This window comes from Lentzea sp. (genome assembly GCF_036380075.1).
Lineage (GTDB): Bacteria > Actinomycetota > Actinomycetes > Mycobacteriales > Pseudonocardiaceae > Lentzea.
Window position 1 is genome coordinate 1 of sequence record NZ_DASVFL010000336.1, and the last position, 26,256, is coordinate 26,256.

Below are 26,256 nucleotides of genomic sequence, written 5' to 3' on the forward strand. Positions count from 1 at the left end.
GGGTCCACGATCGTCGTGACGGTCACCACGCCGAGCGAGGCGCGGCAGGCCCAGCAGATCGGCGCGGACGTCGTGTGCGTGCAGGGCGTGGACGCGGGCGGCCACCGCGGCACGTTCACCGACGACGGCATCTCACCCGGCGGCGGCGAGCTGTACGGCACGCTCGCGGCCATCCGGCTCGTGAAGAACACCGTCGACCTGCCCGTGATCGCGACCGGCGGGCTCGTCACCGGCGCCGACGTGGCCGCCGTGCTGGCCGCCGGTGCCGTCGCCGCACAGCTCGGCACCGCGTTCCTCAGCAGCCCGGAGGCCGGAACCGCTGCGGTGCAACGGAAGGCGCTCGCCGAAGGTGGCCGGCGCACCGCGCTCACCCGCGCATTCAGCGGACGTCCCGCCCGCGGTCTCGTGAACCGCTTCCTGGTCGAGAACAGCGCCCACGCGCCCGCCGCCTACCCGAACGTGCACCACCTCACCCGGCCGGTGCGCGCGACCGGTGAGCTGGAGGTCATGTCGCTGTGGGCGGGCACGACGTACGCGCTCGCGACCGCGGAACCGGCCGGCGAGGTCGTGCGGCGGATCGGCGCCGAGCTGGACGAGGCGGTCAGATCCCTGGCAGAGCGCTTCGGGCGCGGCTAAGAAGGAGAGCGTGACCTCGCTCTCGGATGAGACGTTCCAGGCGATGATGGACTGGAACCCGATGTTCGCCACCCTCGTCGGCGTCCCCGGCTGGGACGACAGGCTCGAAGACCACAGCCACGAAGGCCATCAGGAGCTGCGCGGGCGGCTGACGGACGTCCTGGCCCGGCTGGACACCAGCGACGAGGACCCGGTGTCGCGGGACGTGATCCGGCACCAGGCCGAGTCGATCATCACCATGGTCGACGCCCGCCTGGTGGAGCACAGCGTCGCCAGGGGACTGAACTCCCCGGTCACGCTCCTGCTCCGCAACGCCTCCCAGATCGACTTCTCGCAGCGCGTCCACGGCGTCCCGCGCTTCCTCGAGCAGGTGGCGGCGCGGCTGACCGACACCGATCGCCGGCCGTTGCGCCGGCACGTGGAGAGCGGCGCGGCGCACGTCGAACGGTTCCTCGCCTCGCCGCGCCAGGAGTGGGAGGGCGACGCCGACGTGCGTCCCGCGTTCGCGCGGTACCGCGAGACGCTGCTGGGCCTTCCCGCCCGCGACGACGAGCACGCGGGCCTGTGCTGGCTGCCCGAGGGCGAGGAGAACTACCGCCGACTCGTCCGCGACTACACCACCGCGTCCTACACGCCCGCCGAGCTGCACCAGCTCGGGCTCGACCTGATCGCCGGCCTGCGCGAGGAGTACGCGGAGATCGGCTCGCGGCTGTGGGGCACTTCGGACGTGCAGGAGATCTTCCGCCGGTTGCGCACGGAACTGTTGTGGGACAACGAGAACGACATGCTCGTCAGTGCCGAGCAGGCTGTCGTCAGGGCGAACGCCGAGGCGCCGAAGTGGTTCGGGCGGCTGCCGGAGGCGCGCTGCGAGGTGCGGTTCGTGCCGGAGCAAGACCGCGCCAACGCGCCGTTCGCGTACTACGTGGACGCGGCGCTCGACGGCTCCCGGCCCGGCGTGTACTTCCTGAACCCGTTCGACGCCACCGACCGCAGCCGCACGCTGTCCGAGGTGACGGCGTTCCACGAAGCCGTTCCCGGGCACCACTTCCAGATCTCGATCGCCGCCGAGACCGAGCTGCCGAACGTGCGGAAGTTCGCGTTCATCGACGCCTACCTCGAAGGCTGGGGGCTCTACACCGAGCGCCTGGCGGACGAGATGGGGCTCTACTCCTCGGACGAGGCGCGCCTGGGCATGCTGGGCCTCGACGCGATGCGCGCGGGCCGGCTGGTGGTCGACACGGGCCTGCACGCGCTCGGCTGGTCGCGGCAGCAGGCCGTCGACTACCTGCGCGAGCACACCGTGATGGACCCTTCGGAGATCGACTCCGAGATCGACCGGTACATCGAGACGCCGGGGCAGGCCCTCGCGTACATGGTGGGGCGCCTGGAGATCCTGCGGATCCGGGCCGGCGCCGAGAAGGCGCTGGGGCGCGACTTCGACATCCGGGCGTTTCACGACCTGGTGCTGGAGAACGGCATCGTACCGTTGTCCACGTTGGGTGATCTTGTCTCCGACTGGTCCGGGAGGGCCTGATGTCACTTGCCGATGAGATGTTCTCCGCGCTCATGGACCACTCGCCGTTGTCCGCCTCGATGCTCGGGGTGCCGGGCTGGGAGGACCGGCTGGAGGAGCTGAGCGCCGACAGCGAGCGGACCGTGCGCGACCGGCTCGCCGGCATCCTCGACAAGGCGGAGACCGACACCTCCGAGGACCCCGTCACGCTCGCGGTGATCCGCCAGCAGGGCAGGGCGATCGTCGACCGCATCGACGCGCGGCTGGTCGAGCACACCGTCGCGACGATGAGCGCGCCGGTGAACGGCCTGCTCATGATCTCGTCGAAGATCGACGTCTCCCAGCGGCTCGGCCTGTTCCCGCGCTACATCGCGCAGGCGGGCGACCGGGTCCGCGACTCCGACCGCCGGCCGTTGCGCCGTCACCTGGAGACCGGTGTGCAGCGCATGGACGCCTTCCTGGCCCAGCCGGTGCAGGAGTGGGAGGGCGGGCACTCGGACGGGATCCGCGCCGCCGTCGCCGGGTTCCGCGACGTGCTGGCGTCGGTCGAGGACGGCCGCGACGACGAGCACGCGGGCCTGTGCTGGCTGCCCGACGGCGAGCGCAACTACGCGAACCTGGTCCGCAACTACACCACGACCTCCCGCACGCCCGACGAGCTGCACCGGCTGGGGCTCGACGTCATCGCCTCACTGCGCGAGGAGTACGCCGAGATCGGCTCGCGGCTGTGGGGCACGAAGGACGTGCCGGAGATCTTCCGCCGGTTGCGCACGGAACTGCTGTGGGAGAGCGAGGAGCAGATGATCGCGAGCGCGGTCGAGGCGATCGCGCGCGCCGAGGCCGAGGCGCCGAAGTGGTTCGGGCGCATGCCGGGCGTCGGCTGCCAGGTGCTCGCCGTGCCCGCGCAGGAGCAGCGGACGTCGGCGATCGCGTTCTACCAGCCCGCGCCTGCCGACCGCAGCCGTCCCGGCACGTACTGGCTCAACCCGTTGGGCGCCACCGAACGCAGCCGCACGCTGTCCGAGGTGACCGCGTTCCACGAGGCCGTGCCGGGCCACCACTACCAGTTCACGATCGCCGCCGAGACCGAACTGCCGAACATGCGCAAGTACGCGTTCATCGAGGCGTACCTGGAAGGCTGGGGCCTCTACACCGAGCGCCTCGCGGACGAGATGGGCCTTTACTCCTCCGACGAGCAGCGCCTCGGCATGCTCGGCCTCGACGCGATGCGCGCCAGCCGGCTCGTCGTCGACACCGGCCTGCACGCGTTCGGCTGGTCGCGGCAGAAGGCCGTCGACTACCTGCGCGACAACACGGTCATGACCGAGCCGGAGATCCACTCCGAGATCGACCGGTACATCGAGACGCCCGGTCAGGCGCTCGCGTACATGGTGGGGCGCCTGGAGATCCAGCGCGTCCGGGCCGAGGCGGAGGCGAGGATGGGCGACAGGTTCGACGTCCGCGCGTTCCACGACCTGGTGGTGGGGAGCGGCGCGGTGCCGCTCTCCACCCTCGACGACATCGTCACCGCTTGGTCGGGCGCTCCAGGACGGAGTGCTTCTTCGAGTAGGTGAAGTAGATGACCAGGCCGATCACGAACCAGACGGCGAACCGCAGCCAGGTCTCCGGGTTGAGGAACGTGATCAGCCAGAGCGAGAAGAGCACGCCGACCACCGGCACGACGGGCATGCCGGGCGTCCGGAACGTGCGCGGCAGGTCGGGCTGCTTGTAGCGCAGCACGATCACGGCGACGCAGACCACGACGAACGCCAGCAGGATGCCGATGTTCGTGAGCTCGGCGGCCTCGGCGATCGGCAGGAACCCGGCGATGGCCGCGGAGGCGGTGCCCAGCACCCAGGTGATGCGCGACGGGACGCGCTTCACCGGGTGCGTCTTCGCGAACCACGGCGGCAGCAGCCCGTCGCGGCTCATCGAGTACCCGACGCGGGCCGCGCCCAGCAGGAACGTGAACAGCACCGTCGTGATGCCGAGGATCGCGCCGACGCTGATGACGATGCCGAGCGCGGGCAGGCCGACGTCGGCGAACGCCGTGGCGAAGGCGGACTCCGCGTCGACGTCCTTGTAGTTCACCATTCCCGTGAGCACCAGGCAGGCCAGCACGTACAGGACCATCGACACCGCGAGCGAGTAGATGATGGCCTTGGGCATGTGCTTCTGGGAGTCCTTCGACTCCTCGGCCGCGGTCGACATGGCGTCGTAGCCGAACACCGCGAAGAACACCGTCGCCGCACCCGTGAGGGCACCCGAGATGCCGAACGGGAAGAACGGGTTGTAGTTGTCGGTGTCGATGTGGAACGCGCCGACGACGACGACCAGTGCGACGACCGCGACCTTCAGGTACACCAACGTGGTCTCGAACCGCGCCGCGTTCTTCATGCCCGTGTTCAGCACGTACGCGATCAGCAGGCACAGCAGGACCGCGAACAGGTTCACCTTGTACGAGCCCGGGGCGACGTCACCGGTCTCCGTGCCCGGCGCGCCCAGCATCCACTGCGGTAGGTGGATGTTCAGCAGTGACAGCAGTTCGGTGAAGTAGCCCGAGATGCCGATCGCGACCACCGCCACGATCGCGGTGTACTCGAGCAGCAGGTCCCAGCCGATGAACCAGCCGACGATCTCGCCCAGCACCGCGTAGCCGTAGGTGTAGGCGCTGCCCGCCTTGGGGATCAGGCCCGCGAACTCGGCGTACGAGAACGCCGCCGCGGCGCTCGCGATGCCCGCGACGAGGAACGAGACCAGCACGGCCGGGCCCGCGGTCTTGTTCGCGACGGCGCCCGCGAGCGAGAAGATGCCGGCGCCGATGATGCCGCCGATGCCGATCGCCGTGAGCTGCCACAGGCCCAGTGTCCTGGTGAGCCCGTCGCCGGTGTCCTCGGCGATCTGGTCGATGGGCTTGCGCCGGAAAACGCCCTGCGTGGTCATGAGGTCACTGTCACGCGGTTCGGCCGCGCCCGCTGACCGGCAGGGCGTTTTGCGCCTTTTTGCTACCGCGTGAAGACGATCTTGCCGGCGGTCTCGCCGTCGAGCATCGACCGGAACCCCTGCTCGGCGTCCTCGAACTTCAGCTCCGCGCCGATCTGCGGCTTGAGGCCGTTGGTCGCGCAGAACCGCAGCAGGTCGCCCAGCTCCTCGCGCGTGCCCATGGTCGAGCCGACGACCCGCAGCTGGAGGAAGAACAGCCGCTGCAGCTCGGCCGCGGACGCGTCGCCGGACGTCGCGCCGGAGATCACCACGATGCCGCCGGGCTTCAGCGCCTTCATCGAGTGCGACCAGGTGGCCTTGCCGACGGTCTCGAACACCGCGTCGACCCGTTCGGGCAGGCGCGCGCCGGACTCGAAGGTGGCGTGCGCGCCCAGCGACTCGGCGAGCGCGCGCTTCTCCTCGGTGCGGCCGGTGACCCAGATGCGGAACCCGGCGGCACGGCCCAGCTGGATCAGCGCGGTCGACACACCACCCGACGCGCCCTGCACGAGCATCGTCTGGCCGGGGCGCAGGCCGGACTTCACGAACAGCATCCGGTACGCCGTCAGCCACGCCGTGCCCATGCACGCGGCCTCGGCGAACGACAGGTCCGCGGGCTTGGGCAGCGCGTTGCGGGCGGGCACCACGACGTGGTCGGCGAACGTGCCCTGGTGCTTCTCGGTGAGCAGCGTGCGCTTCGGGTCGAGCGTCTCGTCGCCGTCCCAGCCCGGGTCGCCGATGACGGAGTGCAGCACCACCTCGGTGCCGTCGTCGAGGACGCCCGCGCCGTCGCAGCCCAGGATCATCGGGAACTGCTCGGGCTTGATGCCGACACCGCGCAGCGTCCACAGGTCGTGCATGTTGAGGCTGGCCGCCCTGACGGCGACGCGCACCCACCCGGCGGGCACCTCGGGCTCGGGGCGCTCGCCGACGCGGAGCGAGGCCAGCGGGTTCTCAGGACCGGGTTCTGCTGCGTAAACGGCGAACATGGTTCGCAACATACCCACCTGGATCGTGGCCAAATGCCGTGACACCGGTCACGGGACTACAGTCGGGCAGGTGGACTGGCTGGTGCAGTGGTGGGACGGGGTCGAGCTGTGGCTGGTGCAGCTGCCCGTCGCCGTGCAGTTCCCCGTCGTGATGATCGTGGTGTTGCCGCTCTGCCTGGGCGTGGCGCGGCTGATCGACCGCGTGGCCGACTGGGGCGCCAAGAACCCGGCCTCGGTGCCTGACGCCGAGCCCGAACCCGAGCCCGAACCGGAGAAGGTCGCCGCGTGAGTCCTGGTCGTCGCCTGACCGTCGCACTGGTCGGGCTCGTCGCTCTTGTCGTCATCGGGTGGTTCGTCAAGGACGGCACCACCGCGACGCCGCCCGAGAACGCGAAACCGTCCGCCTCCAGCAGTGCCGCCGCCGGTGCCGTCCCCGGCGCGAAGTCCGGCATGGACGTCCAGGCGCTGTCGAAGCTGCCGGCCGAGGCCGTGAAGACGTGGAAGCTGATCGAGGCGAACGGGCCGTTCCCGTACCCGCGCAACGACGGCGTGACGTTCGAGAACCGCGAGAAGCGGCTGCCGCAGCAGAAGTCCGGGTACTACAAGGAGTACACCGTGCCGACGCCCGGCAGTCCCGACCGCGGCGCGCGACGGCTCGTCACCGGCTCGGAGAAAGAAGTCTTCTACACCGGCGACCACTATTCGTCGTTCGTCGTGGTGGACGTGAAGAAATGAAACGGCACATTCTCGTTTCGGAGAAGAAGGCGGCGATCGCGGCCATTGCGAAAGCCCTCGACTTTCCCTCCTGGTTCGGGCAGAACCTCGACGCGCTGCACGACAGCCTGACCGACCTCTCGTGGCTGCCCGAGGGCGAGTACGTCCTGGTCGTGCCCGCTGACCTGGACCCGGACGTCGCGGAGGTCCTGCGCGACGCCGTCAGGGCCACCGCTGAACCGGGTGACCGGAAACTGCGCGTCATTCGCACGGAAAGGTGAACGGCGCTGCGGCATTGTCGTCCGGAGTGGACAGTGCAGCCCCATGGGAACGCTTTTCCGCCGTCTGAGCCACGCGCTCGGCGTCGTTGTCGTCGCAGGAGTGCTGTGCCCGGCCGTCTCGTTCGCCGGTGACCCCGACTGCTCGCAGGAACAGGGCTTCACGCCGTTCGACACCGCCGACGGCGACAACCCCGTGACGATGCAGACCGGCCGGGTGGTCGAGCTGCGCGCGTCGAACAAGTCCAAGTGCGCGTGGGGGCGCATCTCGTCCGGCACGCCCGGCGAGGAGATCTGGACCGACCGCAAGGACCCCTCGGCCGACGGGCACGAGGGGTTCCTCGGGTACACCAGGATCGACTCTGGCAGCGCGAAGTTCACCGACGCGTTCAAGAACGACGGCAGGATCATGCGCGCCTGCGGGTCGTCGCAGGGCGTGATCGAGTGCACCGGCTGGTTCTAGCCCTCCGCGGGCACCCAGGACGGCTTGCGCTTCTCCCGGAACGCCGTGATGCCCTCCTGGCCCTCGGGACCCCCGAAGTGCTGCGCCGAGAGCTTGAGCATGTCCGCGAAGACCTCGCCGAGGTTCGTGGACCGCTCCTGCTGGAGCATCTCCTTGGTGGCCGCGAGCGCGTTCGGCGCGCCGAGCGCGAGCATGTCGGTGTAGCGGCGGACCTCGGCGTCGACGCCGTCCACCGGCACGGCGGAGTTGAGCAGGCCGATCTGCACGGCCCGCTGCGCGTCGAACGCCTCACCGGTGAGGAACAGCTCGTGCGCCTGGCGGGGGAGCAGGCGCGGCAGCACGGTCACCGAGATGACCGCGGGCACGACACCGATCCGGACCTCGCTGAACGCGAACGTGGCCTCGTTCGCGGCGACGGCGATGTCGCACGCCGCGACGATGCCGACGCCGCCCGCGCGGGCCGGCCCCTTGAGCGCGGCGACGACCGGCTTGGGGCTGGTCCAGAGCTGTTCGAGGATCGCGGGGAACTCGTTGACGCCCTGGTCTCCCGCGCTCGCGCCGGCGGCCTCCTTGAGGTCCATGCCGGAGCAGAACACGGTGCCCGTGTGGGTCAGCACGACCACCCGCACCTCGTCGTCGCCCGCGGCCGCGGTCAGGTGCTCGCGGAGCTCCCGGCGCAGCTGTGACGACAGGGCGTTGCGGTTGTGGGGGGAGTCCAGCGTGATCGTCGCGATGCCACGCCGCACCTCGTAGTGGACCAGCTCGTCTGCCATGCCGCTGACCCTATCCGTTCGCGATGGACGTCCAGCAGCTGTGGGGAAACCGCGCCGGTGCGCAGGTCACGAGGACCTGCGCACCGCATGCGGTCGCTGTCTGGTGCCCGGCAGGGGTGGGGCAGCAGTCAGCCGATGGTCGTGGTCGTCAGGACGGGACTGGGGTCCGGGTAGCCCTTCGCGGCGGCGTTGACCGGGAAGCCGATGACGCTGACCACGGCGGTGAAGGTGAGACCGGGAGCGTCGTAGCTGGTGCCGCCCAGCTTCGTGGCGATCGAGCCGCCGGTGCCCGCGGTCAGGTTGATCGTGACGGTCGGCAGCTCGAAGCTCGCGCCGCCCTTGATCGGGCCGGGCACGTTCAGCACGACGTCGCTGCCGGACAGACCGATCGTCGGCGTGCCACCGAGTCCGGCGCCACCGGACAGGCTCGCGGACCTGAACGACGAGTTCGCGGGCACCGGCAGCTTGAGCGCGAGGCCCTTGATCTCGCGGACCTGACGGCCGCCCGCCTCGGCCGGGACGGTGTTGGGCGCGGGGTCGATGGTGACCGCGAGGGTGCCGCCGGCCGCGACGCTCGCCGGTGCCGACGCGTCGACGCCCTGGTCGAGGGTGAAGTCCGTCGTCTGCCCGACGGCGCTCGCCCGGAGCTTGTAGGTGATGGTCTGCGGAGCGGCTGCTGACGCGTTGGTGGCGAACATCAGCATCGGTACGAGTAGCAGGGACCCGATTCCGGCTAGCTTCATGGCCTCTCCCCGTTGAGTGGACGAGGGACATTCCCAGCGCGCGGCGTAGTCACCTGACTACTCATGAGTAGGTTTCACGTCAACGGTTCACGGTGCACATCGCCCGATCGGACCTGCGGACTCGATCTCGTGGCGGTGATCGGAAGTGGCGCCGGCGGGTCAGTGCCGGGTCTCGTTGGCCAGGGCGCCGACGGCGGACACCACGAAACCCGCGAAGAAGAGCCCGAAACCCAGCCCGAGGTTCAGGCCTTCGAAGCTGGGCGGCGTGAACCGCCCCGGCTCGATGGCAGTGGGGAATGCCGATGTGAACGCGTCCAGCGTGGTCACGAAGCCGTACCCGAGGACTCCGAAACCCGCGATCGCGAGCAGCACGCCCACCCACACCGTCACCTTGATCCACAACGGCGCCCCGGACAGCGATCGGCCGCTGTAACGGTTTCTTCGATGCTTGTCGCGCACGTTGCCCCCCCGGTGTCGTTGTGCAGTTGGTACCACGCGTCGACACGGCGCCGGTGCGGTTCGGCGGACTTCGCGGCGGCGGAGTTGGGGTGCGCGACGGTTGGGATCAAATGTGCTAGGCTGTGCCCATAGCCTCTGCCACTAGGTGGAGGAAGTGAGCCCAGGTGCGCTTCCGGACGGTTGCTGCCTGGGCTTCGCGCTGTTCAGGGCTCGACACGCGTGACGACCGGCCCGATTCGCCGCACCCAGTCACCACCGGCACCCAGACACCAGGCGACGGCGTCGCTGACCCACAGCGCCGGCTCTGCGGACGACTGGATGTGCTCGTAGACGATGCCCGCATCGCGCGCCTTCGTCCGAGCGAGCACCACGCGGTCGCGTCCGTTGCTCGCGTGGTCACGGGAGTCGAGGACGAGCCGGGTCACGCCGCGCTCGACCGCCTGCACCACCAGTCGTTCCAGCAGAACGCCGCGAGCCCGGTCGCCTTTCTCGCTGCTCGACACCACGAGGACCTCGAACGACCGCTCGACGATGCGCGACACGATGAACTTGCGGCGGCTGTCCTTCTCGGACTTGAAGTGGACTCGTCGCTCGCCGGGCAGCAGCAGCCCCCGCATCAGGGATCGGGTCGAGTGCAGCGCGGCGGGAGCGACGAGCGTCGCGGCGAGCAGGTGGCCGGCGCGTTCGGTCTCGTCGACGAACATGTGCATCCGAACAGGATCCCAGGCAGCCCCGGCAACTCCTGTTCCGGTGATGCTGAAAGCGAAACCCGGCCGGTGAACGGCTCAGGCCGCCACGACCTGCCGAGCCACCGCCTCGTCGTACCGGTCCAGCACGAGCTGCGCGACCTCGACGTCGTCCCCCAACGGCCGCGCCACCACGGCGTCCCCCGCCAGCGAGGCGATCTTGTCCGGCAGCAGTCCCGGTGCGAGGAACCAGGAGGCGACGGCGATCCGCGTGGCGCCCCCGTCCCGCAGCTTCCGCACCGCCTCGGGCACCGTGGGCGAGGCGATCGAGGCGAAGGCCGCCTCCACGCCCGCCCAGCCCGACTCGCGGGCCCACCGCCGGGCCACCCGCGCCACGGCCTCGTTCGCGGGAGCGTGCGACGAGCCGGCGCCGGCCAGCACGACGCCCAGAGACCTGTCCCCGAACGAGATCCCTGCCTCGGCCAGCCGCCGCAACGCGGCCGACTCCAACCGGGGATCAGGTCCCAGCACCGGAGTCACGACCGCGGGAACCCGGGACTCCGCGACGGCGGCCGGAACGTCGACTCGGGCGTGGTAAGCCTTGCCCAGCAACAGGGGCACGACCACCGACGGTCCGCGCAGCACGTCGCCGAGCCGGGGCGCGCACAGGTCCAGGAAGCACCCGCGCACGTCCAGCTCCGGCCGCAGCGACCGGACCACGTCCAGCAGGGCGTGGATCGACGCGGCCGACCGCGGGTCGCGGCTGCCGTGCGCGACGGCGACGAGGGGGATCACAACGCCCCCGTCAGGCCGCGCGCCCGCAGCACCGCCCGCTCCAGCGGGCGGAACAGCAGCAGCTCGATCCCGATGCCCACCAGCAGGATCAGGAAGATCGCCGCGATCACCATGTTGATGTCGTTCAACGACGAGCCGTTGTGCAGGTACTGGCCGAGGCCGACACCCAGCTGGGGCGAGGTCGCGATGATCTCCGCGGCCATCAGCGAGCGCCACGAGAACGCCCAGCCCTGCTTCAGCCCCGCCAGGTAGCCGGGCAGCGCGGCCGGCAGCAGGATGTGCCGGGCGGAGGCCAGGCGGCCGGCGCCGAGGGCGCGGCCGACGCGCGGCAGCAGTGGCGGGATCTGGTCGATGCCCGCCACCAGGCCGTTCGCGATCGACGGCACGGAACCCATCAGCACCACGAAGTAGATCGTCGACGGCGTCACGCCGAACCACAGGATCGCGGCCGGCACCCAGGCGACGGACGGCAGCGACTGCAGGCCGGTCAGCAACGACCCGATCGCCGCGCGCACCACCCGCACCTTGGCGACGAGCAACCCCAGCGGCGTCGCGATCAGCACCGCCGCGAGGAACCCGAGCACGGCGCGGTGCAGCGACGTCCACAGGATGCCGAACGCCTCGCCCGTGGAGATCGAGCGGACGAGCTCGTTCCACACGTTGACCGGCGCGGGCAGCTGGAACTCCGGCAGCAGCGCCGAGGCCCACAACCCCTGCCACACGCCCAGGAGCAGCGCGAAGGCGATGAGCGGCGGCACGCCCGTCTTCAGGAACCGGCGCCACACCGGCGGTTTCTGCGTCTCGACCGGGACGTCGAGGGCGTCGAGGCCCGCGCCGACCTTGTCGAGCGTGTCAGGAGGCGTGGCCACTGATGACCTCTCGCAGGTGTGTGTTGATCTCGTCGAGGACGGTGTCGGACGAGTCCGTCACGTCCCACTCGCGCACGACGCGGCCGGGGCGCGAGGACAGCAGCACGACGCGCTGGCCGAGGCGCACGGCCTCGCGGACGTCGTGCGTCACGAAGATGATCGCTGTATTGGTCGTCTCCCACACGCGCAGCAGCTCGCTCTGCAGCACGTCGCGCGTGATGGCGTCCAGCGCGGCGAAGGGCTCGTCCATCAGCAGGAGCGCCGGGGCGCCGTCCGCGGAGACGGTGGTGGACGCCAGCGCGCGGGCCAGTGCCACGCGCTGGCGCATGCCGCCGGACAGCTCGTGCGGACGCTTGTCCGCGACGTCGCCCAGCCGCACCAGGTCGAGCAGCTCCAGCGCGCGGCGCTTGCGCGCCAGGCGGCCGACACCGGCGAAGCGCAGCGCCAGCTCGACGTTGCGGGCCGCGGTGAGCCACGGCATCAGCGCGGGCTCCTGGAACATCACGGCCGGGCGCGACGTGTTGATCGTCAACGCGCCGGCCGTCGCGCCGTCGAGGCCCGCGACGATGTTGAGCAACGTGCTCTTGCCGCAGCCGGACGCGCCGAGGAGGCACACGAACTCACCGGGCTTGACCTTGAGGTCGACCCCGTCGAGCGCTACCACGGCGGAGCTGCCGTGGCCGAAAACCTTGCGGACCCCGGCCAGTTCGACGGCAGTATCCACAGTGGACTGGAAAGTGGTCTCGAGCGTGGCGGTCATGGTCGTGTGCCTTCCCTCGGCGTCGAAGACTTACTTCTTGTCCAGTCCGGCTGCCTGCACCTGCGGCTTGCCCTGCGCCTGCAGGACCTTGTTCAGCAGCGTGAAGTCGGCGTAGCCGGCGACGTTCGCGGCCTCCTTCGCCACACCGGCGGTCACGGCGTCCTTCGCGAGCTGCGGGAAGTGCTTGGCCTGCGCGTCGGTGGTCAGCTCGATGTTGTCCCACGCGGCGTCGAGGATCTTGTCGCCGAGCTTCTTGGACGTGAGCTTCTCCAGGTGGGCGTTCGCGGCCTTCTTCGCCTCGTCGGAGTTCGCCTTCGCCCAGTCGATGGCGGCGACGTGGCCCTTCAGCACTGCCTCGACGGTCTCGGGGTGCTCCTGGAGGAACTTCGTCCGCACGATGACGACGGTGGTCGGGAACGCCCCACCCTCCCACAGCGTCTTCTCGTCGAGCAGCACCTTGCCGCCGCCCTCGTTGACGATGCGCGCCGACCACGGCTGCGGCGCCCACGCGGCCTGGATGTCGCCCTTCTTGAACAGGTCGAGCGACGCGGCGTTCTCCACGTTCTGCACGGTGACCTGGCCGGTGAGGTTCTTCTCCGCCAGGTACTTCTTCAACGACACGTCCTGCGTGTTCGCGAGCTGCGGCGTGGCGACGACCTTGCCCTTGAGGTCCTCGATCGAGTTGATCTCGGGCTTCACCACGAGCTGCGCGCCGCCGGACGTCGCGCCGGCGATGAGCTTCACCGCCTCGCCCTTGGACTTGGCGTAGGCGTTGATCGCCGGGCCGGAGCCGATGTAGGCGATGTCGAGGGACTCGCCCAGCAGGGCGTTGACCTCGTCGGGACCCGCGTTGAACGTCTGCGTCGTCAGCTTGGTGCTGCCCAGCTCCTTGACGTACAGACCCTTCTCGACGCCGATCAGCGCGGCGGCGTGGGTGATGTTCGGGAAGTACCCGAGGCGGACCTCGGCGGCTGCGCCCTTGGACTCGGCGGCGGGAGTCTCGGAGGTTCCGGCGCGGCTGCAACCGGAGATGGCTGTCAGTGCGATCAGTGCGACGGCAAGGGCGGGCTTGAGGTTCACGGGGTTTCAGGCCTTTCAGGGACCGGGGGACACAAGGGCGTGGTTGTCGGGGGCAGCGGTGCTGCCCCCGGTACAGCTCTCCACGCCGTTCTCGAGCAGCGGCAGCGGAGCCCCGACCAGTCCGGCGGCGAGCGTGGAACCGTCACTCGCGTCGATCACCAGGAAGGACCCGGTGCGCCGGCTGAAGCTGTAGTCGTCCAGCGGTACTTCCTCCGCGAGGCGCAGCGCCACGCGGCCGATCTCGTTGAGCTCCAGCGAGGCAGGTCCGTCCACACTGGACAGCGTCTGCTCGTCGAAGCGGTCGCGCAGCTCGGTGACCACCGCCTGCACGGTGCGCGTCCCGTGCTTGACGAGGACTCGTGCGCCGGGGCGCAGGGGCTTCTCCGCGAGCCAGCACAGGGTGGCGTCCAACTCGTCGGTGACCTTGGGCTCGTTGCCCGCCACCGAGATCAGGTCGCCCCGGGAGATGTCGATGTCGTCCGCCAGCAGCAGCGTCACGGACTGGCCGGCCGCCGCCTCCGCCAGTTCGCCGTCCGCCGTGTCGATCTTCGTCACCGTCGAGCGACGGCCCGACGGCAGCACGACGACCTCGTCGCCCGGCTTCACCGTGCCCGCCGCGACCAGACCGGCGTAGCCCCGGTAGTCGGGGAACTCGGCCGTGCGCGGCCGGATCACGTACTGCACCGGGAACCGGAACGGCGCGTCGTGCGGGTCGGCCTCGACCGGCACCGTCTCCAGGTGTTCCAGCAGGGTCGGGCCGGAGTACCAGGGCGTGTTCGCCGACTTGTCCACGACGTTGTCGCCCGCCAAGGCCGAGACGGGGATCTCGACGACCGAGTCCTCGGTGTAGCCCAGGGCCGTGGCGTGCGCCGTGAACTCCTTGGCGATGCGGGAGAACGTCACCTCGTCGTAGCCCACGAGATCGATCTTGTTGACTGCCAGCACGAGCCTCGGCACGCCCAGCAGCGCCAGCACCGCGGCGTGGCGGCGGGTCTGCTCGATGACGCCCTTGCGCGCGTCGACGAGAAGCACCGCGAGCTGCGCGGTGGAGGCCCCGGTGACCGTGTTGCGGGTGTACTGGACGTGACCGGGGGTGTCCGCGAGCACGAACGACCGCTTCGGCGTCGCGAAGTACCGGTAGGCGACGTCGATCGTGATGCCCTGCTCGCGTTCCGACCGCAAGCCGTCGACCAGCAGCGACAGGTCCGGCGTCGTGAGACCGCGGTCGGCGCTCGCGCGGTGCACGGCGTCGAGCGTGTCCGCGAGCACGGACTTGGTGTCGTAGAGCAGCCTGCCGACGAGCGTGGACTTGCCGTCGTCCACACTCCCCGCCGTGGCCAGCCTCAACAGGTCGCTCATCTAGAAGTACCCCTCCCGCTTGCGGTCTTCCATGGCGGCCTCGGACAGCCGGTCGTCGGCCCGCGTGGCGCCGCGTTCGGTCAGCCGGGACGCGGCGACCTCGGCGATCACCGCGTGGATGTCAGCGGCGTCGGACTCGACGGCACCCGTGCAGGAGCCGTCGCCGACCGTGCGGTAGCGAACCGTCTTGCGCTGCAACGTCTCGCCCTCGCGCGCCGTGCCCCACGGACCTTCCGCGAGCCACATGCCGTCGCGCAGGAACACGTCGCGCTGGTGCGAGTAGTAGATGTCCGGCAGCTCGATGCCCTCGCGCTCGATGTAGTTCCACACGTCGAGCTCGGTCCAGTTGGACAGCGGGAACACGCGGACGTGCTCACCGGCGCGGTGCCGGCCGTTGTAGAGGTTCCACAGCTCCGGGCGCTGGCGCTTCGGGTCCCACTGGCCGAACGCCGTGCGCAGGCTGAAGATCCGCTCCTTGGCGCGGGCGCGCTCCTCGTCCCGGCGGCCGCCGCCGAACACGGCGTCGAACTTGTGCTGCGTGATGGAGTCCAGCAACGGCACCGTCTGCAACGGGTTGCGCGTGCCGTCCGGGCGTTCTTCGAGGCGGCCGTCGTCGATCCAGTCCTGGACCTTCGCGACCTCCAGGCGCAGACCGTGCTGTGCGACGACGCGGTCGCGGAACTCGATGACCTCGTCGAAGTTGTGCCCGGTGTCGACGTGCAGCAGCGGGAACGGCACCGGCGCCGGGTAGAACGCCTTGATCGCGAGGTGCAGCAGCAGGGTCGAGTCCTTGCCGCCGGAGAAGAGGATCACCGGCCGGTCGAACTCGCCGGCGACCTCGCGGAAGATGTGAATGGCCTCGGACTCGAGGCGTCCCAGGGTGTCCAGAGCCAGAGTCATCCGTGCAACCCGCATTCCGTCTTCGACTGCCCCGCCCAACGGCCGCTGCGCGCGTCCTGGCCGGGCAGTGGCTTCGAGGTGCACGGCAGACAGCCGATCGAGGGATAACCCTCCTGCACCAACAGGTTCTCGAGAATGCCCTTCTCGTGGATGTAGGCGTTGAACTCGTCGTCGGACCACGGCGCGATCGGGTTGATCTTGACCAGCCCGTTGCGGTCGTCCCACTGCACGATCGGCGTGTTCGCCCGCGTCGGCGCGTCGACCCGGCGCACACCGGTGACCCACGCGTCGTACTTCGCGAGCTCGCGGCGCAGCGGCACGACCTTGCGCAGGTTGCAGCACGTGGCCGGGTCCGACCGGTAGAGCAGGCCGAACTCGCGTTCCTGGTCCTCCACCGACTGCTCGGCGGCGGCGTTGACGATCCGCACCTCCGGGTAGACGACCCCGACGGCGTCGCGCACACCGATGGTCTCCGGAAAGTGGTAGCCGGTCTCCAGGAACAGCACGTCGAAGTCCGGCTTCACCTTCGCGGCGAGGTCGATCAGCACGGCGTCCTGCATGTTGGAGGCGACGATGTAGCTGTCGCCGAACGTCCGCGCGACCCACTCCAGCGCCTCGATCGCGTCGGCATCCTTGAGCTCCTGCTCCGCCGCGTCGGCGACGATCTTGAGGTCTTCCTTGAGATCGCTCACTTCTTCACCTCCTGCGGCAGGTTCAGACCGACGAACGAGACCTTGAAGACGCGCCGGCAGCCGGTGCACAGCCAGGCGTAGCTCGGTTCCTCCTGCGGCCTGAGGTCCTCATCGCCGCAGTAGGGGCAGTAGAACGGCGTCGCGCGTTCGCTCATCGCAGCGCACCCTCTTCCGCGCGGGCGACCCACTGGGCGAAGCGCTCGTCGGTCTCGCGCTGTGCCACGAAGTTCCGCACGACCCGCTCGACGTACTCGGGCAGCTCGGCCGCGGTGACCTTGTGGCCGCGCAGCTTGCGGCCGAACCCGGCGTCGAGGCCGAGGCCGCCGCCGAGGTGCACCTGGAAGCCCTCGACCTGGTTGCCCGCCTCGTCCGTGACGATCTGGCCCTTGAGCCCGATGTCCGCGGTCTGGATGCGGGCGCAGGAGTTGGGGCAGCCGTTGATGTGCACGGTGATCGGCGCCGTGACGCCGTCGACGACGTCCTTGAGGTTGGCTTCGAGCTGCGTGACGAGGTCGAGGGCACGGGCCTTGGTCTCGACGATGGCGAGCTTGCAGAACTCGATGCCGGTGCACGCCATGATCCCGCGGCGCCACGGCGACGGGTCGACCTGCAGACCCAGCTTCGCCAGGTCGCTCTTGAGCGTGGCGATCTCCGCCTCGGCGACGTCGAGCACGATGATCTTCTGCTGCGGCGTGAACCGGACGCGGCCGGAGCCCGCCCGTTCGGCGATCTTCGCGACCTCGACGAGGATCGAGCCGGACACGCGGCCCGCGACCGGCGCGGCACCGACGTAGAACAGGCCGTCCTTCTGCTTGTGCACGCCGATGTGGTCGAGCTGCTGGTCGAGCTGCTCCGGCGCGGGGCCGTCGATCATCTTGCGGCCCAGGTACTCGTCCTCGACGACCTGGCGGAACTTCTCCGGGCCCCAGTCGGCGACGAGGAACTTGATGCGCGCGCGGTGGCGCAGCCGGCGGTAGCCGTAGTCGCGGAAGACGGAGATGACCGCCTCCCAGACGTCGGGCACCTCGTCGAGCGGCACCCAGGCGCCCAGCCTCTTGCCCAGCATGGGGTTCGTGGACAGGCCGCCGCCGACCCAGAGGTCGAAGCCGGGCCCGTGCTCGGGGTGGTGCACGCCGACGAACGCGATGTCGTGGATCTCGTGCGCGACGTCCTGCAGGCCGGAGATGGCGGTCTTGAACTTGCGCGGCAGGTTGGAGAACCGCGGGTCGCCGATGTAGCGCTCGAGGATCGTGTCGATCGCCGGCTGGCCGTTGACCACCTCGTCCTGCGAGATGCCCGCGACCGGCGAGCCGAGGATGACGCGGGGGCTGTCGCCGCACGCCTCCATCGTCGTGAGGCCGACGGCTTCGAGCTTCTGCCAGATCGTGGGAACGTCCTCGATCCGGATCCAGTGGTACTGGATGTTCTGCCGGTCGGTGATGTCGGCGGTGTCGCGCCCGTACGTCTGGGAGATCTCGCCGAGCACCTTGAGCTGCTGCGTCGTGAGCGCACCACCGTCGCTGCGGACGCGCATCATGAAGTACTCGTCGTCGAGCTCCTCCGGCTCCAGCGTGGCCGTGCGGCCGCCGTCGATGCCGGGCTTGCGCTGCGTGTAAAGGCCGTACCAGCGGAAACGTCCGCGCAGGTCGGCCGGGTCGATGGAGTCGAAACCGCCGTGGGCGTAGATGTTCTCGATGCGGGTGCGGACGTTGAGCGGGTTGTCGTCCTTCTTGCTCCGCTCGTTGGGGTTCAGCGGCTCTCGGTACCCGAGCGCCCACTGCCCCTCGCCGCGACGCTGCTTGGCGCGCGGTGACGTCTGCGGCGGGACCATCGCCATCCTCCGGGGTTTCGAGGCGCTTCGTGCGCGTGCGAGCCCGGAGGTGCTTGTGGTGGGGGCGTCGTCAGCGCACCAAGCGCCGACGGGAACAAATCAGCGCGTGGTCATGCCGAACGACGGCACATCGCGCTGGAGACACGACGGAAGTCGACGTGGCGGCGGGCCACGAGGCGGACTCCAGTCGAATGCATGTCCTCAGTGTGCATGCCGTCCAGAGCGTGGTCCACCGCCAACCGAATGCTGAGATTGACGAGGAGGAGTTGACATCCTAGGCTGGTTTCACTCAGTGATATCTCTGTCACCGACAGACACTTCGCCTGGTCGGGAACCGCCATTCGGGCCGTGTGGTGGACACTGGGAGTCATGCCCTCCGCTTTGCCCGAAGGCGAGCCCGCGCCCGCCGACGGATCGCTTCCGCCGTCCGCCGTCACCGGTGTCGGTACCCGCCCGTTCGGCATCTACGTGCACGTGCCGTTCTGCGCGACCCGCTGCGGCTACTGCGACTTCAACACCTACACGCCCGGCGAGCTCGGCTCGTCCGCCTCACCCGAGTCGTGGCTGGAAGGCCTGCGCCGCGAGCTCGACCTCGCCGCGTCCGTGCTCGGGACGCCCGTGCAGGCCGAGACCGTGTTCGTCGGCGGCGGCACACCGTCGTTGCTGGGCGCCTCGGGCCTCGGCGACGTGCTGGACGCGGTCCGCAAGTCGTTCGGTCTCGCGCCCGGCGCCGAGGTGACGACGGAGTCGAACCCGGAGTCGACCTCGCCGGAGTTCTTCGAGGGCATCCTGTCCGCCGGCTACACGCGCGTGTCGCTGGGCATGCAGTCCGCGGCCCGGCACGTTCTCGCCGTGCTGGACCGCAAGCACACGCCCGGCCGTCCGGTCGACGCCGCCCGCGAGGCCCGCGCGGCCGGGTTCGAGCACGTGAACCTGGACCTGATCTACGGCACGCCGGGGGAGCAGCCTTCCGACCTGGCCGCGTCGCTGGACGCCGTGCTGGCCGCGGGCGTCGACCACGTGTCCGCCTACGCGCTGATCGTGGAGGACGGCACGGGCCTGGCCCGCCGCATCCGCCGCGGCGACCTGCCGATGCCGGACGACGACGTGCTGGCCTCGTCGTACGAGATGGTCGACTCGACGCTGTCGCGGTCCGGCTTCTCCTGGTACGAGGTGTCGAACTGGGCCACGTCGGTGGAGGCGCGGTGCCGGCACAACGTCCTCTACTGGAAGGGCGCCGACTGGTGGGGCTTCGGCCCCGGCGCGCACAGCCACGTCGGCGGCGTGCGGTTCTGGAACGTGAAGCACCCCGCCCGCTACTCGTCGCTGCTCGCCGAGGGCGCGTCGCCCGCGGCCGGCCGCGAGGTGCTGACCGCCGAGGACCAGCGGGTGGAACGGGTGCTGCTGGAGCTCCGCCTCGCCGAGGGCCTGCCGCTGGACGTGCTGGACGCCGCCGGTCGCGAGGAAGCCCGGTCCGCGGTGGCGGACGGCCTGATGGAACCGCTCGACGACCGGTGCGTGCTGACCGACCGCGGCCGCCTGCTCGCCGACGCCGTGGTGCGGCGCCTGCTGCCCTGATCAGCGGGCGCGCAGGTCGTGCTGGCTGAGCACCTCGGTCACCGCCTCCTCGCCCTTGCGGTACGTCACCTCGCCCCACCACAACCCGTCGTCGCGACGCGTGTCCTCCCACGTCACCGTGCCCGGCCACCACTCGTCGTCACTGTGCACCAGGCACGCCCTGCCCGGTGCCGGTGGTGAGTCGCCGTCCCTGACCACTGACAGGTGCCTGCGCCTGTCGTCCCTCATGGTTTGGACCCTAGCGACCACCACCGACAAAAACCGGAGCCGCGGTCGAGCACGACTCCGGAGCGGGCACCGGGCACGAAATCGGCTGGGTAAACTCGGGAGCACTGGACACGGAGGTGAAACAGCGATGAACGCCGATGAACGTCGGTTCGAGGTGCTGCGCGCCATCGTCGCCGACTACGTGTCCAACCAGGAGCCCGTCGGGTCCAAGGCGCTGGTCGAGCGGCACAACCTCGGGGTGTCGAGCGCGACCGTCCGCAACGACATGGCCGCCCTGGAGGACGAGGGCTACATCGCCCAGCCGCACACCAGTGCCGGCCGGGTGCCCACGGACAAGGGCTACCGGCTCTTCGTCGACAAGCTGAGCGAGGTCAAGCCGCTGTCGGTCGCGGAGAAGCGGGCCATCCGCAGCTTCCTCGACGGGGCGCTCGACCTCGACGACGTCATGCGCCGCAGCGTGCGGCTGCTCGCGCAGCTCACGCGGCAGGTCGCGGTGATCCAGGTGCCGACGTTGTCGCGCGCGGCCGTGCGGCACCTCGAGGTGCTGCCGATCACGCCGTCGCGGCTGATGCTGGTGCTGATCACGGACACCGGGCGCGTCGACCAGCGGATCGTCGAGCTCGGCGACGTGATCAGCGAGGAGCACACGGCCCAGCTGCGCGGCGTGCTGAACCAGGCGATGGCGGGGCAGCGGCTCGCGGACGCGTCCGCGAAGGTCGCCGAGCTGCCGGAGGAGGTTCCGTCGAACCTCCGCGAGCCCATGCTGCGGGTCGCTACAGTGCTGATCGAGACGCTGGTGGAGCACCCGGAGGAACGGCTGGTGCTCGGCGGCACGGCCAACCTCACCCGCAACATCACGGACTTCCCCGGATCGCTGCGGCAGGTGCTCGAAGCGCTGGAGGAGCAGGTCGTCGTGCTCAAGCTGCTCGCCGCCTCCCGCGACCCCGGTCGCGTGCTGGTGCGCATCGGCGAGGAGAACGAGGCCGCCGAGATGCGCAGCACCTCCGTGGTGTCCATCGGCTACGGCAGCCGGGACAACCCGCTCGGGGGCCTCGGCGTCGTCGGGCCGACGCGCATGGACTACCCCGGAACAATGGCGGCCGTCCGCGCCGTTGCCAACTACGTCGGTGACATCCTGACCGGTCGTTGACCACAAGTACTCGCGGCAGAAGATGAACATGAAAGCGAACAAGGTGGCCAGGGATTACTACGGCATCCTCGGTGTTTCGCAGAACGCGACACAGGATGAGATCAAGCGCGCCTACCGCAAGCTCGCCAGGCAGCTGCACCCGGACGTCAATCCCAACGAGGAGGCCCGCTTCAAGGAGGTGACGGCCGCCTACGAGGTGTTGTCGAACCCCGAGAAGCGCCGCGTCGTCGACCTGGGTGGCGACCCGCTCGACTCCGGCGGCGGTGGCCGCGGTGGCGGCGACCCGTTCGCGGGCTTCGGTCTCGGCGACATCATGGACGCCTTCTTCGGCGCCACGTCGGGCGGCGGCCGCGGTCCGCGCAGCCGCGTGCAGCCGGGTTCGGACGCGTTGATCCGGCTCGACATGACGCTGGAGGAGTGCGCGGCGGGCGCCAGCCGCGAGCTGACCGTCGACACCGCGATCCTCTGCGACCGCTGCCACGGCGCCGGCACGCAGAACAACTCCAAGCCCGTCCAGTGCGACACCTGCAACGGCCGCGGCGAGGTCCAGTCGGTGCAGCGCTCGTTCCTGGGCCAAGTCGTGACGTCCCGCCCGTGCCCGGTCTGCCGCGGCTTCGGCGAGGTCATCCCCGACCCGTGCCAGCAGTGCGCCGGCGACGGCCGCACCCGCTCGCGCCGCACGATCTCGGTGAACATCCCCGCCGGTGTCGCCGAGGGCATGCGCGTGCGCCTCGCGGGCCAGGGCGAGGTCGGTCCCGGCGGCGGCCCGGCCGGCGACCTCTACGTCGAGGTCGAGGAGCACCCGCACGAGATCTTCGAACGCGACGGCGCCGACCTGCACTGCGTCGTGCAGATCCCGATGACGACCGCCGCCCTCGGCGCCACGCTCCCGCTGAAGACGCTGGACGGCGAGGAGGAACTGCAGATCGACCCCGGCACGCAGCCGAACACGCAGCTCGTCCTCACCGGCCGCGGCATGCCGAAGCTGCGCTCCACCGGCCGCGTCGACGGCCGCGGCGACCTGCACGTGCACCTCGAGGTCGTCGTGCCGACCAAGCTCGACGCCGCCCAGTCCACGCTGCTGCGCGACCTCGCCGAGCTGCGCGGGGAGAGCGAGCCCTCGTTGTCCCACAACGGCAAGGGCGGCGGCGGGTTGTTCTCCCGCCTGCGCGCCTCGCGCGGGAACCGGTGACCCTGCCGGTCTTCCTCGTCCCGGCGCTGCCGTCGGGGGAGGAGTTCGTGCTGGACGGCCCCGAAGGCCGCCACGCCGCCACCGTCCGCCGGCTGCGCGCGGGCGAGGAGCTCGTTCTGTCCGACGGGTCCGGTGTCCTGGTGCGGTGTTCGGTGGTCGCGGTCGACCGCGACGCGTTGTCGCTGCGCGTGGCGGAGCGCTGGGAGGAACCCCAGCCGACGCCCCGCGTGGTGCTCGCCCAGGCGCTGGTGAAGGGCGACCGCGGCGAGCTCGCCGTCGAGCTCGCCACCGAGGCCGGTGTGGACGGTGTGGTGCCGTGGCGCGCCGCCCGGTGCGTGGCGAAGTGGGAGGACGGCCCGCGCGGCGCGAAAGCGTTGGGGCGCTGGCGTTCCACGGTCCGCGAGGCGGCCAAGCAGGCCCGCCGTTCGCGCGTGCCGTTCGTCGACGAACCCGTCTCCACCGGTCAGCTGGCCCAGCGCGTGTCGTCGTCCGCGGTGACGCTCGTGTTGCACGAGAGCGCCGTCGACCGCCTCGCCGACGTCGAGCTGCCCGCCGACGGGGACGTGCTGCTCGTCGTTGGTCCCGAGGGTGGCATCACCCCGGAGGAGCTCGACGCCTTGCGATCTTCGGGCGCACGCGTAGTCCGATTGGGCCCAACCGTTCTGCGTGCATCTACCGCCGCGGCCGTTGCTCTTGGTGCCATCGGGGTGCGCACGCAGCGCTGGTGACGCCAGTCACTTCGAAGATGAACATCGGATGGATTGGCTTGACGCAAGTTGTAGCGAATCGCAGGCCGATGGGGTTACTCTAGTTGCAGAGGGGCTCAATTGGTCTAGCCGTAAACGGAGTAGACAATTACGCCCATCTGACCAAAGGACTCGCCGGACACCTCCCCCCTCGGTCCGGCGTCGGCGCCTCGCGGCGAAGCGACCCCCAGGCTTCGGACCGCGAGGCGCCTTCCTTGGTTTCGGGTAGCGGCTGACCACCTCGTCCTGCGTGTCGCCGAATCTCATTCATCTCGCGCTCGTCGGTCTGTTCTCGCGCGGGTTTTCACGTACTTTTTGCGTGTGCAGAAAATTGCTTACGGTGACCATGTCAGTCAGTTCGGGGAGCTTTCTGTTCCTGACGGGGACACGCTGGGTGCCGTTGTCGTCATTCACGGTGGTTTTTGGCACCAGCGGTACGGGTTGGAGCTCGGGCGGCCTTTGGCCGAGGTGCTCGTGGCCGACGGGTTCGCCGTGTGGAACATCGAATACCGGCGTGTCGGGGGCGGTGGTGGGTGGCCGTCGACCGGGCAGGACGTGCTGGCGGCGATCGACGCCGTCGACATCGGGCCCGTGGTGACTCTGGGGCACAGCGCCGGGGGCCACCTCGCTGTGTGGGCGGCCAAGCACAGCGCGCGAGTGGTCGGAGCGGTGGCCCAGGCCGCGGTGCTCGACTTCAGCCGGCACATCACGAACCGCGCGCTGGAGCTGTGCACCGAGGAGCAGTTCGCCGAGGCGTCGCCGCAGGCGCTGGTGCCCATCGGGAAGCCGGTGATCTGCGTGCACGGCGACCGGGACGAGGACGTTCCGGTGGAGCAGAGCATCGGGTTCTGTGCCGCGGAGCCGCGGGCCGAGCTCGACGTCGTGGCCGGGGCCGGGCACATGGACGTCATCACGCCGGGCACCGAGGCCTGGGAGCGGTGCCGCGCGGCTGTCGGGCGGCTTGCCCGCGGGTGCTAGAAATGGTCGGGTGCCGAAGGTTGTCGACCACGAGGAACGCCGCCGCGAGCTCGCCGAGGCGGTCTGGCGCATCGTGCGGCGTGACGGGATCGACCACGCGTCCGTGCGCGCCGTCGCGGCCGAGTCCGGGTGGTCGAGCGGGTCGCTGCGCCACTACTTCCCCACGCAGGACGCGTTGCTCGGGTTCGCGATGGAGCTCGCGTACCGCCGGTTCCTCGCGCGGCTGGAGAAGATCGACAGGTCGGGCGGCAACCGGCAGCTGCTGAGGGCGTTCGCGCACGAGATGCTCGCGCTCGACGAGGAACGGCGCGTCGAGGCGGCGGTGCTGCTGTCGTTCCTGCCGCGGGCGATGGTCGAGCCGTCGCTGCACGAGCTGGAGCGCTACGGCACGCGCGAGCTGTACAGCGGGGTCGAGCGGGTGCTCGTCGCCGCGCGGGAAGCGGGGGAGCTGCGGGACGGCGTCGTGCCGGTGAAGGCGGCGCGGCGGCTCATCGTGCTCATCGACGGGCTCAACATCCACCACGGCCTCGGGCCGCACGAACTGACCGGCGCGGAGATGGTCGAGGCCGTCGACGAGCAGCTCGACGCCTTCTTCGCCTAACGTCGGGGCCATGTCCTGTTTGTTCTGCCGGATCGTCGACGGTGAGATCCCCGCGACGGTCGTGCACGAGACCAAGACGACGCTCGCGTTCCGCGACATCCAGCCCAAGGCGCCGGTGCACGTGCTGCTCATCCCGCGCGAGCACGTGCCGAACGCCGTCGACCTCGACGGCGGGCAGCTCGGCGACCTGTTCGCCGCCGCGAAGGAGGTCGCCGAGTCCGAGGGCGTCTCGGAGAGCGGGTACCGGCTGCTGTTCAACACCGGCCCGGACAGCGGGCAGGAGGTCTTCCACGCCCACCTGCACCTGCTCGGCGGCCAGAAGCTCCACGTCTAGGAGTTCCCGGCCCCCGGAGCTCTAGCCGAGGGCCTGCAACAGCGGCGCGTGGTAGCGGGTGCGGTCGCCGGGCAGCCTGTCGGCGTTGCGGACCATCCACGTCGGCGTGCCCCACGACTCCAGCCCGTTCCGGCGCACGAACGCGACCACCTCGGGGTCGTGCACGTCGACGCGCACGCTCTCGACGCCGGCCGCGCAGTCGGCGATGAGCGCGCACGCGTCGGCGGGGGAGTCCGCGATGACCGGACCGATGATCGTCCGCTGACCGGGCACGGGCCACGTGCCCGCGACGCCGTGGTCGGACACCCTGACCGACCCCGTCGCGAGCAGCGACTCCCACAGCCACGGCCGCGTCAGGCCGGTGACCTTGACGTCGAGCGCGACGAGGTCGTCGAGGTCGTCCCGCGTCGCGATATGCGATATATCGGATATCGGACCGGTGAACGTGCCGGCGTGGATGTCGGTGAAGCCGACGGCGTGGAAGCCCAGCTGTTCGTAGAGCGGGCGGCCCATCGGCGTCGCGAACAGCGTCGAGACACCCGTATCCAATACATGGGATACCAGTCGCCGGGCGTGTCCATGGCGCGCGACGCGTTCGGCGACCAGCACCATGCTGATCGACGTCAGTTCGGGGTAGCGCGTCACGATCGTCGTGGCGGCGAGACCTCCGGAGTCGAACAGACCCCAGCCCTCGCCGTGCGTGAGCAGTAGCTCCCACTTCTTCTCCTCGCGCTGCCACGACCGGCTCTCGGCCAGGTCGGAGCACGCGGGCAGGTCCTCAGGTACCAGTCGTCGCAGTTCCACGGATCCCCCGGTTCATCCCAGTGCGTGCGAGGCGGGTGCGAAGTAGCGCGAACGGTCGCCCGGCACGTCGTCGGCTCCGCGCACCATCAGCGTGCAGCCGCCGTTCCGCGCCTCGAAGCCGCG

At 70.2% G+C, this 26,256-nt stretch carries 31 protein-coding genes; 14 read left to right on the forward strand and 17 right to left on the reverse strand.

Annotated features, from left to right (window positions below):
- From VF330_RS35910 to VF330_RS35920, 3 genes are all read left to right on the forward strand, one after another.
- On the forward strand, positions 1-636 hold a 636-nt coding region (locus VF330_RS35910; RefSeq protein WP_330856193.1), incomplete at its 5' end, for an NAD(P)H-dependent flavin oxidoreductase.
- Between the two features lie 10 nt (positions 637-646).
- On the forward strand, positions 647-2,170 hold the full coding sequence (locus VF330_RS35915) for a DUF885 domain-containing protein (RefSeq protein ID WP_330856194.1): 1,524 nt from the start codon (positions 647-649) through the stop codon (positions 2,168-2,170).
- Positions 2,170-3,723 carry a DUF885 domain-containing protein gene (locus VF330_RS35920; protein ID WP_330856195.1) on the forward strand — a complete coding sequence of 518 codons (1,554 nt, stop codon included), beginning with the start codon at positions 2,170-2,172 and terminating at the stop codon, positions 3,721-3,723. Before VF330_RS35915 ends, VF330_RS35920 begins: the two co-directional genes overlap by 1 nt.
- Here the strand turns inward: VF330_RS35920 and VF330_RS35925 are convergent.
- Together VF330_RS35925 and VF330_RS35930 are read right to left on the reverse strand one after the other, a co-directional pair.
- Complete coding sequence (locus tag VF330_RS35925; protein WP_330856196.1) at positions 3,674-5,092, reverse strand: amino acid permease; 1,419 nt, start codon at positions 5,090-5,092, stop codon at positions 3,674-3,676. The genes VF330_RS35920 and VF330_RS35925 overlap by 50 nt on opposite strands.
- A 62-nt stretch (positions 5,093-5,154) precedes the next feature.
- Positions 5,155-6,120 carry a zinc-binding dehydrogenase gene (locus VF330_RS35930; protein WP_330856197.1) on the reverse strand — a complete coding sequence of 322 codons (966 nt, stop codon included), beginning with the start codon at positions 6,118-6,120 and terminating at the stop codon, positions 5,155-5,157.
- 70 nt (positions 6,121-6,190) lie between these two features.
- Between VF330_RS35930 and VF330_RS35935 the strand changes: the two genes are divergently transcribed.
- Genes VF330_RS35935 through VF330_RS35950 form a run of 4 tightly spaced genes read left to right on the forward strand, consistent with a single transcriptional unit; the run spans position 6,191 to position 7,575 of the window.
- Positions 6,191-6,409: a hypothetical protein gene (locus VF330_RS35935; protein ID WP_330856198.1), complete on the forward strand. Its 219-nt coding sequence runs from the start codon at positions 6,191-6,193 to the stop codon at positions 6,407-6,409.
- Positions 6,406-6,855, forward strand: coding sequence for a ribonuclease domain-containing protein (locus VF330_RS35940; RefSeq protein ID WP_330856199.1), 450 nt, complete (start codon positions 6,406-6,408; stop codon positions 6,853-6,855). The genes VF330_RS35935 and VF330_RS35940 overlap by 4 nt, the downstream gene beginning before the upstream one ends.
- On the forward strand, positions 6,852-7,115 hold the full coding sequence (locus tag VF330_RS35945; RefSeq protein ID WP_330856200.1) for a barstar family protein: 264 nt from the start codon (positions 6,852-6,854) through the stop codon (positions 7,113-7,115). Before VF330_RS35940 ends, VF330_RS35945 begins: the two co-directional genes overlap by 4 nt.
- A gap of 43 nt (positions 7,116-7,158) precedes the next feature.
- Positions 7,159-7,575 carry a hypothetical protein gene (locus VF330_RS35950; protein ID WP_330856201.1) on the forward strand — a complete coding sequence of 139 codons (417 nt, stop codon included), beginning with the start codon at positions 7,159-7,161 and terminating at the stop codon, positions 7,573-7,575.
- Here VF330_RS35950 and VF330_RS35955 read toward each other — a convergent pair.
- From VF330_RS35955 to VF330_RS36015, 13 genes are all read right to left on the reverse strand, one after another.
- Positions 7,572-8,348 carry an enoyl-CoA hydratase-related protein gene (locus VF330_RS35955; protein WP_330856202.1) on the reverse strand — a complete coding sequence of 259 codons (777 nt, stop codon included), beginning with the start codon at positions 8,346-8,348 and terminating at the stop codon, positions 7,572-7,574. The two genes, VF330_RS35950 and VF330_RS35955, sit on opposite strands and share 4 nt — an antisense overlap.
- 128 nt (positions 8,349-8,476) lie before the next feature.
- Complete coding sequence (locus VF330_RS35960) at positions 8,477-9,091, reverse strand: cyclase (RefSeq protein ID WP_330856203.1); 615 nt, start codon at positions 9,089-9,091, stop codon at positions 8,477-8,479.
- A gap of 159 nt (positions 9,092-9,250) precedes the next feature.
- On the reverse strand, positions 9,251-9,481 hold the full coding sequence (locus tag VF330_RS35965; protein WP_330856204.1) for a hypothetical protein: 231 nt from the start codon (positions 9,479-9,481) through the stop codon (positions 9,251-9,253).
- 272 nt (positions 9,482-9,753) lie between these two features.
- A complete protein-coding gene (locus VF330_RS35970; RefSeq protein WP_330856205.1) occupies positions 9,754-10,260 on the reverse strand; it encodes a hypothetical protein in 507 nt (168 codons plus the stop codon).
- Positions 10,261-10,335: 75 nt separating this feature from the next.
- Complete coding sequence (locus VF330_RS35975; protein ID WP_330856206.1) at positions 10,336-11,031, reverse strand: sirohydrochlorin chelatase; 696 nt, start codon at positions 11,029-11,031, stop codon at positions 10,336-10,338.
- On the reverse strand, positions 11,028-11,900 hold the full coding sequence (locus tag VF330_RS35980) for an ABC transporter permease (RefSeq protein WP_330856207.1): 873 nt from the start codon (positions 11,898-11,900) through the stop codon (positions 11,028-11,030). Before VF330_RS35980 ends, VF330_RS35975 begins: the two co-directional genes overlap by 4 nt.
- Positions 11,884-12,660 carry an ABC transporter ATP-binding protein gene (locus VF330_RS35985; protein WP_330856208.1) on the reverse strand — a complete coding sequence of 259 codons (777 nt, stop codon included), beginning with the start codon at positions 12,658-12,660 and terminating at the stop codon, positions 11,884-11,886. Before VF330_RS35985 ends, VF330_RS35980 begins: the two co-directional genes overlap by 17 nt.
- Before the next feature lie 30 nt (positions 12,661-12,690).
- Positions 12,691-13,740, reverse strand: coding sequence for an ABC transporter substrate-binding protein (locus VF330_RS35990; protein WP_330856209.1), 1,050 nt, complete (start codon positions 13,738-13,740; stop codon positions 12,691-12,693).
- A gap of 15 nt (positions 13,741-13,755) precedes the next feature.
- Positions 13,756-15,099, reverse strand: coding sequence for a sulfate adenylyltransferase subunit 1 (locus VF330_RS35995; protein WP_330856210.1), 1,344 nt, complete (start codon positions 15,097-15,099; stop codon positions 13,756-13,758).
- Positions 15,100-15,999 (reverse strand): sulfate adenylyltransferase subunit CysD, encoded by a 900-nt coding sequence (cysD, locus tag VF330_RS36000; protein WP_196777671.1) that lies wholly within the window; start codon positions 15,997-15,999, stop codon positions 15,100-15,102. It abuts the gene before it with no gap.
- On the reverse strand, positions 15,996-16,691 hold the full coding sequence (locus tag VF330_RS36005) for a phosphoadenylyl-sulfate reductase (RefSeq protein ID WP_330856211.1): 696 nt from the start codon (positions 16,689-16,691) through the stop codon (positions 15,996-15,998). The genes cysD and VF330_RS36005 overlap by 4 nt, the downstream gene beginning before the upstream one ends.
- Entirely contained in the window at positions 16,688-16,846 is a 159-nt protein-coding gene (locus VF330_RS36010) for a hypothetical protein (RefSeq protein WP_030472080.1), read from the reverse strand. Before VF330_RS36010 ends, VF330_RS36005 begins: the two co-directional genes overlap by 4 nt.
- On the reverse strand, positions 16,843-18,522 hold the full coding sequence (locus tag VF330_RS36015; protein ID WP_330856212.1) for a nitrite/sulfite reductase: 1,680 nt from the start codon (positions 18,520-18,522) through the stop codon (positions 16,843-16,845). The genes VF330_RS36010 and VF330_RS36015 overlap by 4 nt, the downstream gene beginning before the upstream one ends.
- 369 nt (positions 18,523-18,891) lie before the next feature.
- On the opposite strand from VF330_RS36015, the gene hemW reads away from it, so the two are divergent.
- On the forward strand, positions 18,892-20,100 hold the full coding sequence (gene hemW, locus VF330_RS36020) for a radical SAM family heme chaperone HemW (RefSeq protein WP_330856213.1): 1,209 nt from the start codon (positions 18,892-18,894) through the stop codon (positions 20,098-20,100).
- Here hemW and VF330_RS36025 read toward each other — a convergent pair whose 3' ends face one another.
- Positions 20,101-20,328, reverse strand: coding sequence for a hypothetical protein (locus VF330_RS36025; RefSeq protein ID WP_330856214.1), 228 nt, complete (start codon positions 20,326-20,328; stop codon positions 20,101-20,103).
- A 127-nt stretch (positions 20,329-20,455) separates the two neighbouring features.
- On the opposite strand from VF330_RS36025, the gene hrcA reads away from it, so the two are divergent.
- From hrcA to VF330_RS36055, 6 genes are all read left to right on the forward strand, one after another.
- Positions 20,456-21,478: a heat-inducible transcriptional repressor HrcA gene (gene hrcA, locus VF330_RS36030; protein WP_330856215.1), complete on the forward strand. Its 1,023-nt coding sequence runs from the start codon at positions 20,456-20,458 to the stop codon at positions 21,476-21,478.
- 43 nt (positions 21,479-21,521) lie between these two features.
- Positions 21,522-22,670: a molecular chaperone DnaJ gene (gene dnaJ, locus VF330_RS36035; RefSeq protein WP_330856221.1), complete on the forward strand. Its 1,149-nt coding sequence runs from the start codon at positions 21,522-21,524 to the stop codon at positions 22,668-22,670.
- Complete coding sequence (locus tag VF330_RS36040) at positions 22,667-23,398, forward strand: 16S rRNA (uracil(1498)-N(3))-methyltransferase (protein WP_330856216.1); 732 nt, start codon at positions 22,667-22,669, stop codon at positions 23,396-23,398. The genes dnaJ and VF330_RS36040 overlap by 4 nt, the downstream gene beginning before the upstream one ends.
- Positions 23,399-23,737: 339 nt before the next feature.
- Positions 23,738-24,394, forward strand: coding sequence for an alpha/beta hydrolase (locus VF330_RS36045; protein WP_330856217.1), 657 nt, complete (start codon positions 23,738-23,740; stop codon positions 24,392-24,394).
- A gap of 10 nt (positions 24,395-24,404) precedes the next feature.
- Positions 24,405-24,995, forward strand: coding sequence for a TetR/AcrR family transcriptional regulator (locus tag VF330_RS36050; RefSeq protein ID WP_330856218.1), 591 nt, complete (start codon positions 24,405-24,407; stop codon positions 24,993-24,995).
- Between the two features lie 10 nt (positions 24,996-25,005).
- Entirely contained in the window at positions 25,006-25,329 is a 324-nt protein-coding gene (locus tag VF330_RS36055; protein ID WP_330856219.1) for a histidine triad nucleotide-binding protein, read from the forward strand.
- Positions 25,330-25,350: 21 nt separating this feature from the next.
- Here the strand turns inward: VF330_RS36055 and VF330_RS36060 are convergent, their stop codons facing one another.
- On the reverse strand, positions 25,351-26,133 hold the full coding sequence (locus tag VF330_RS36060; RefSeq protein ID WP_330856220.1) for a GNAT family N-acetyltransferase: 783 nt from the start codon (positions 26,131-26,133) through the stop codon (positions 25,351-25,353).
- Positions 26,134-26,256 lie beyond the last annotated feature (123 nt).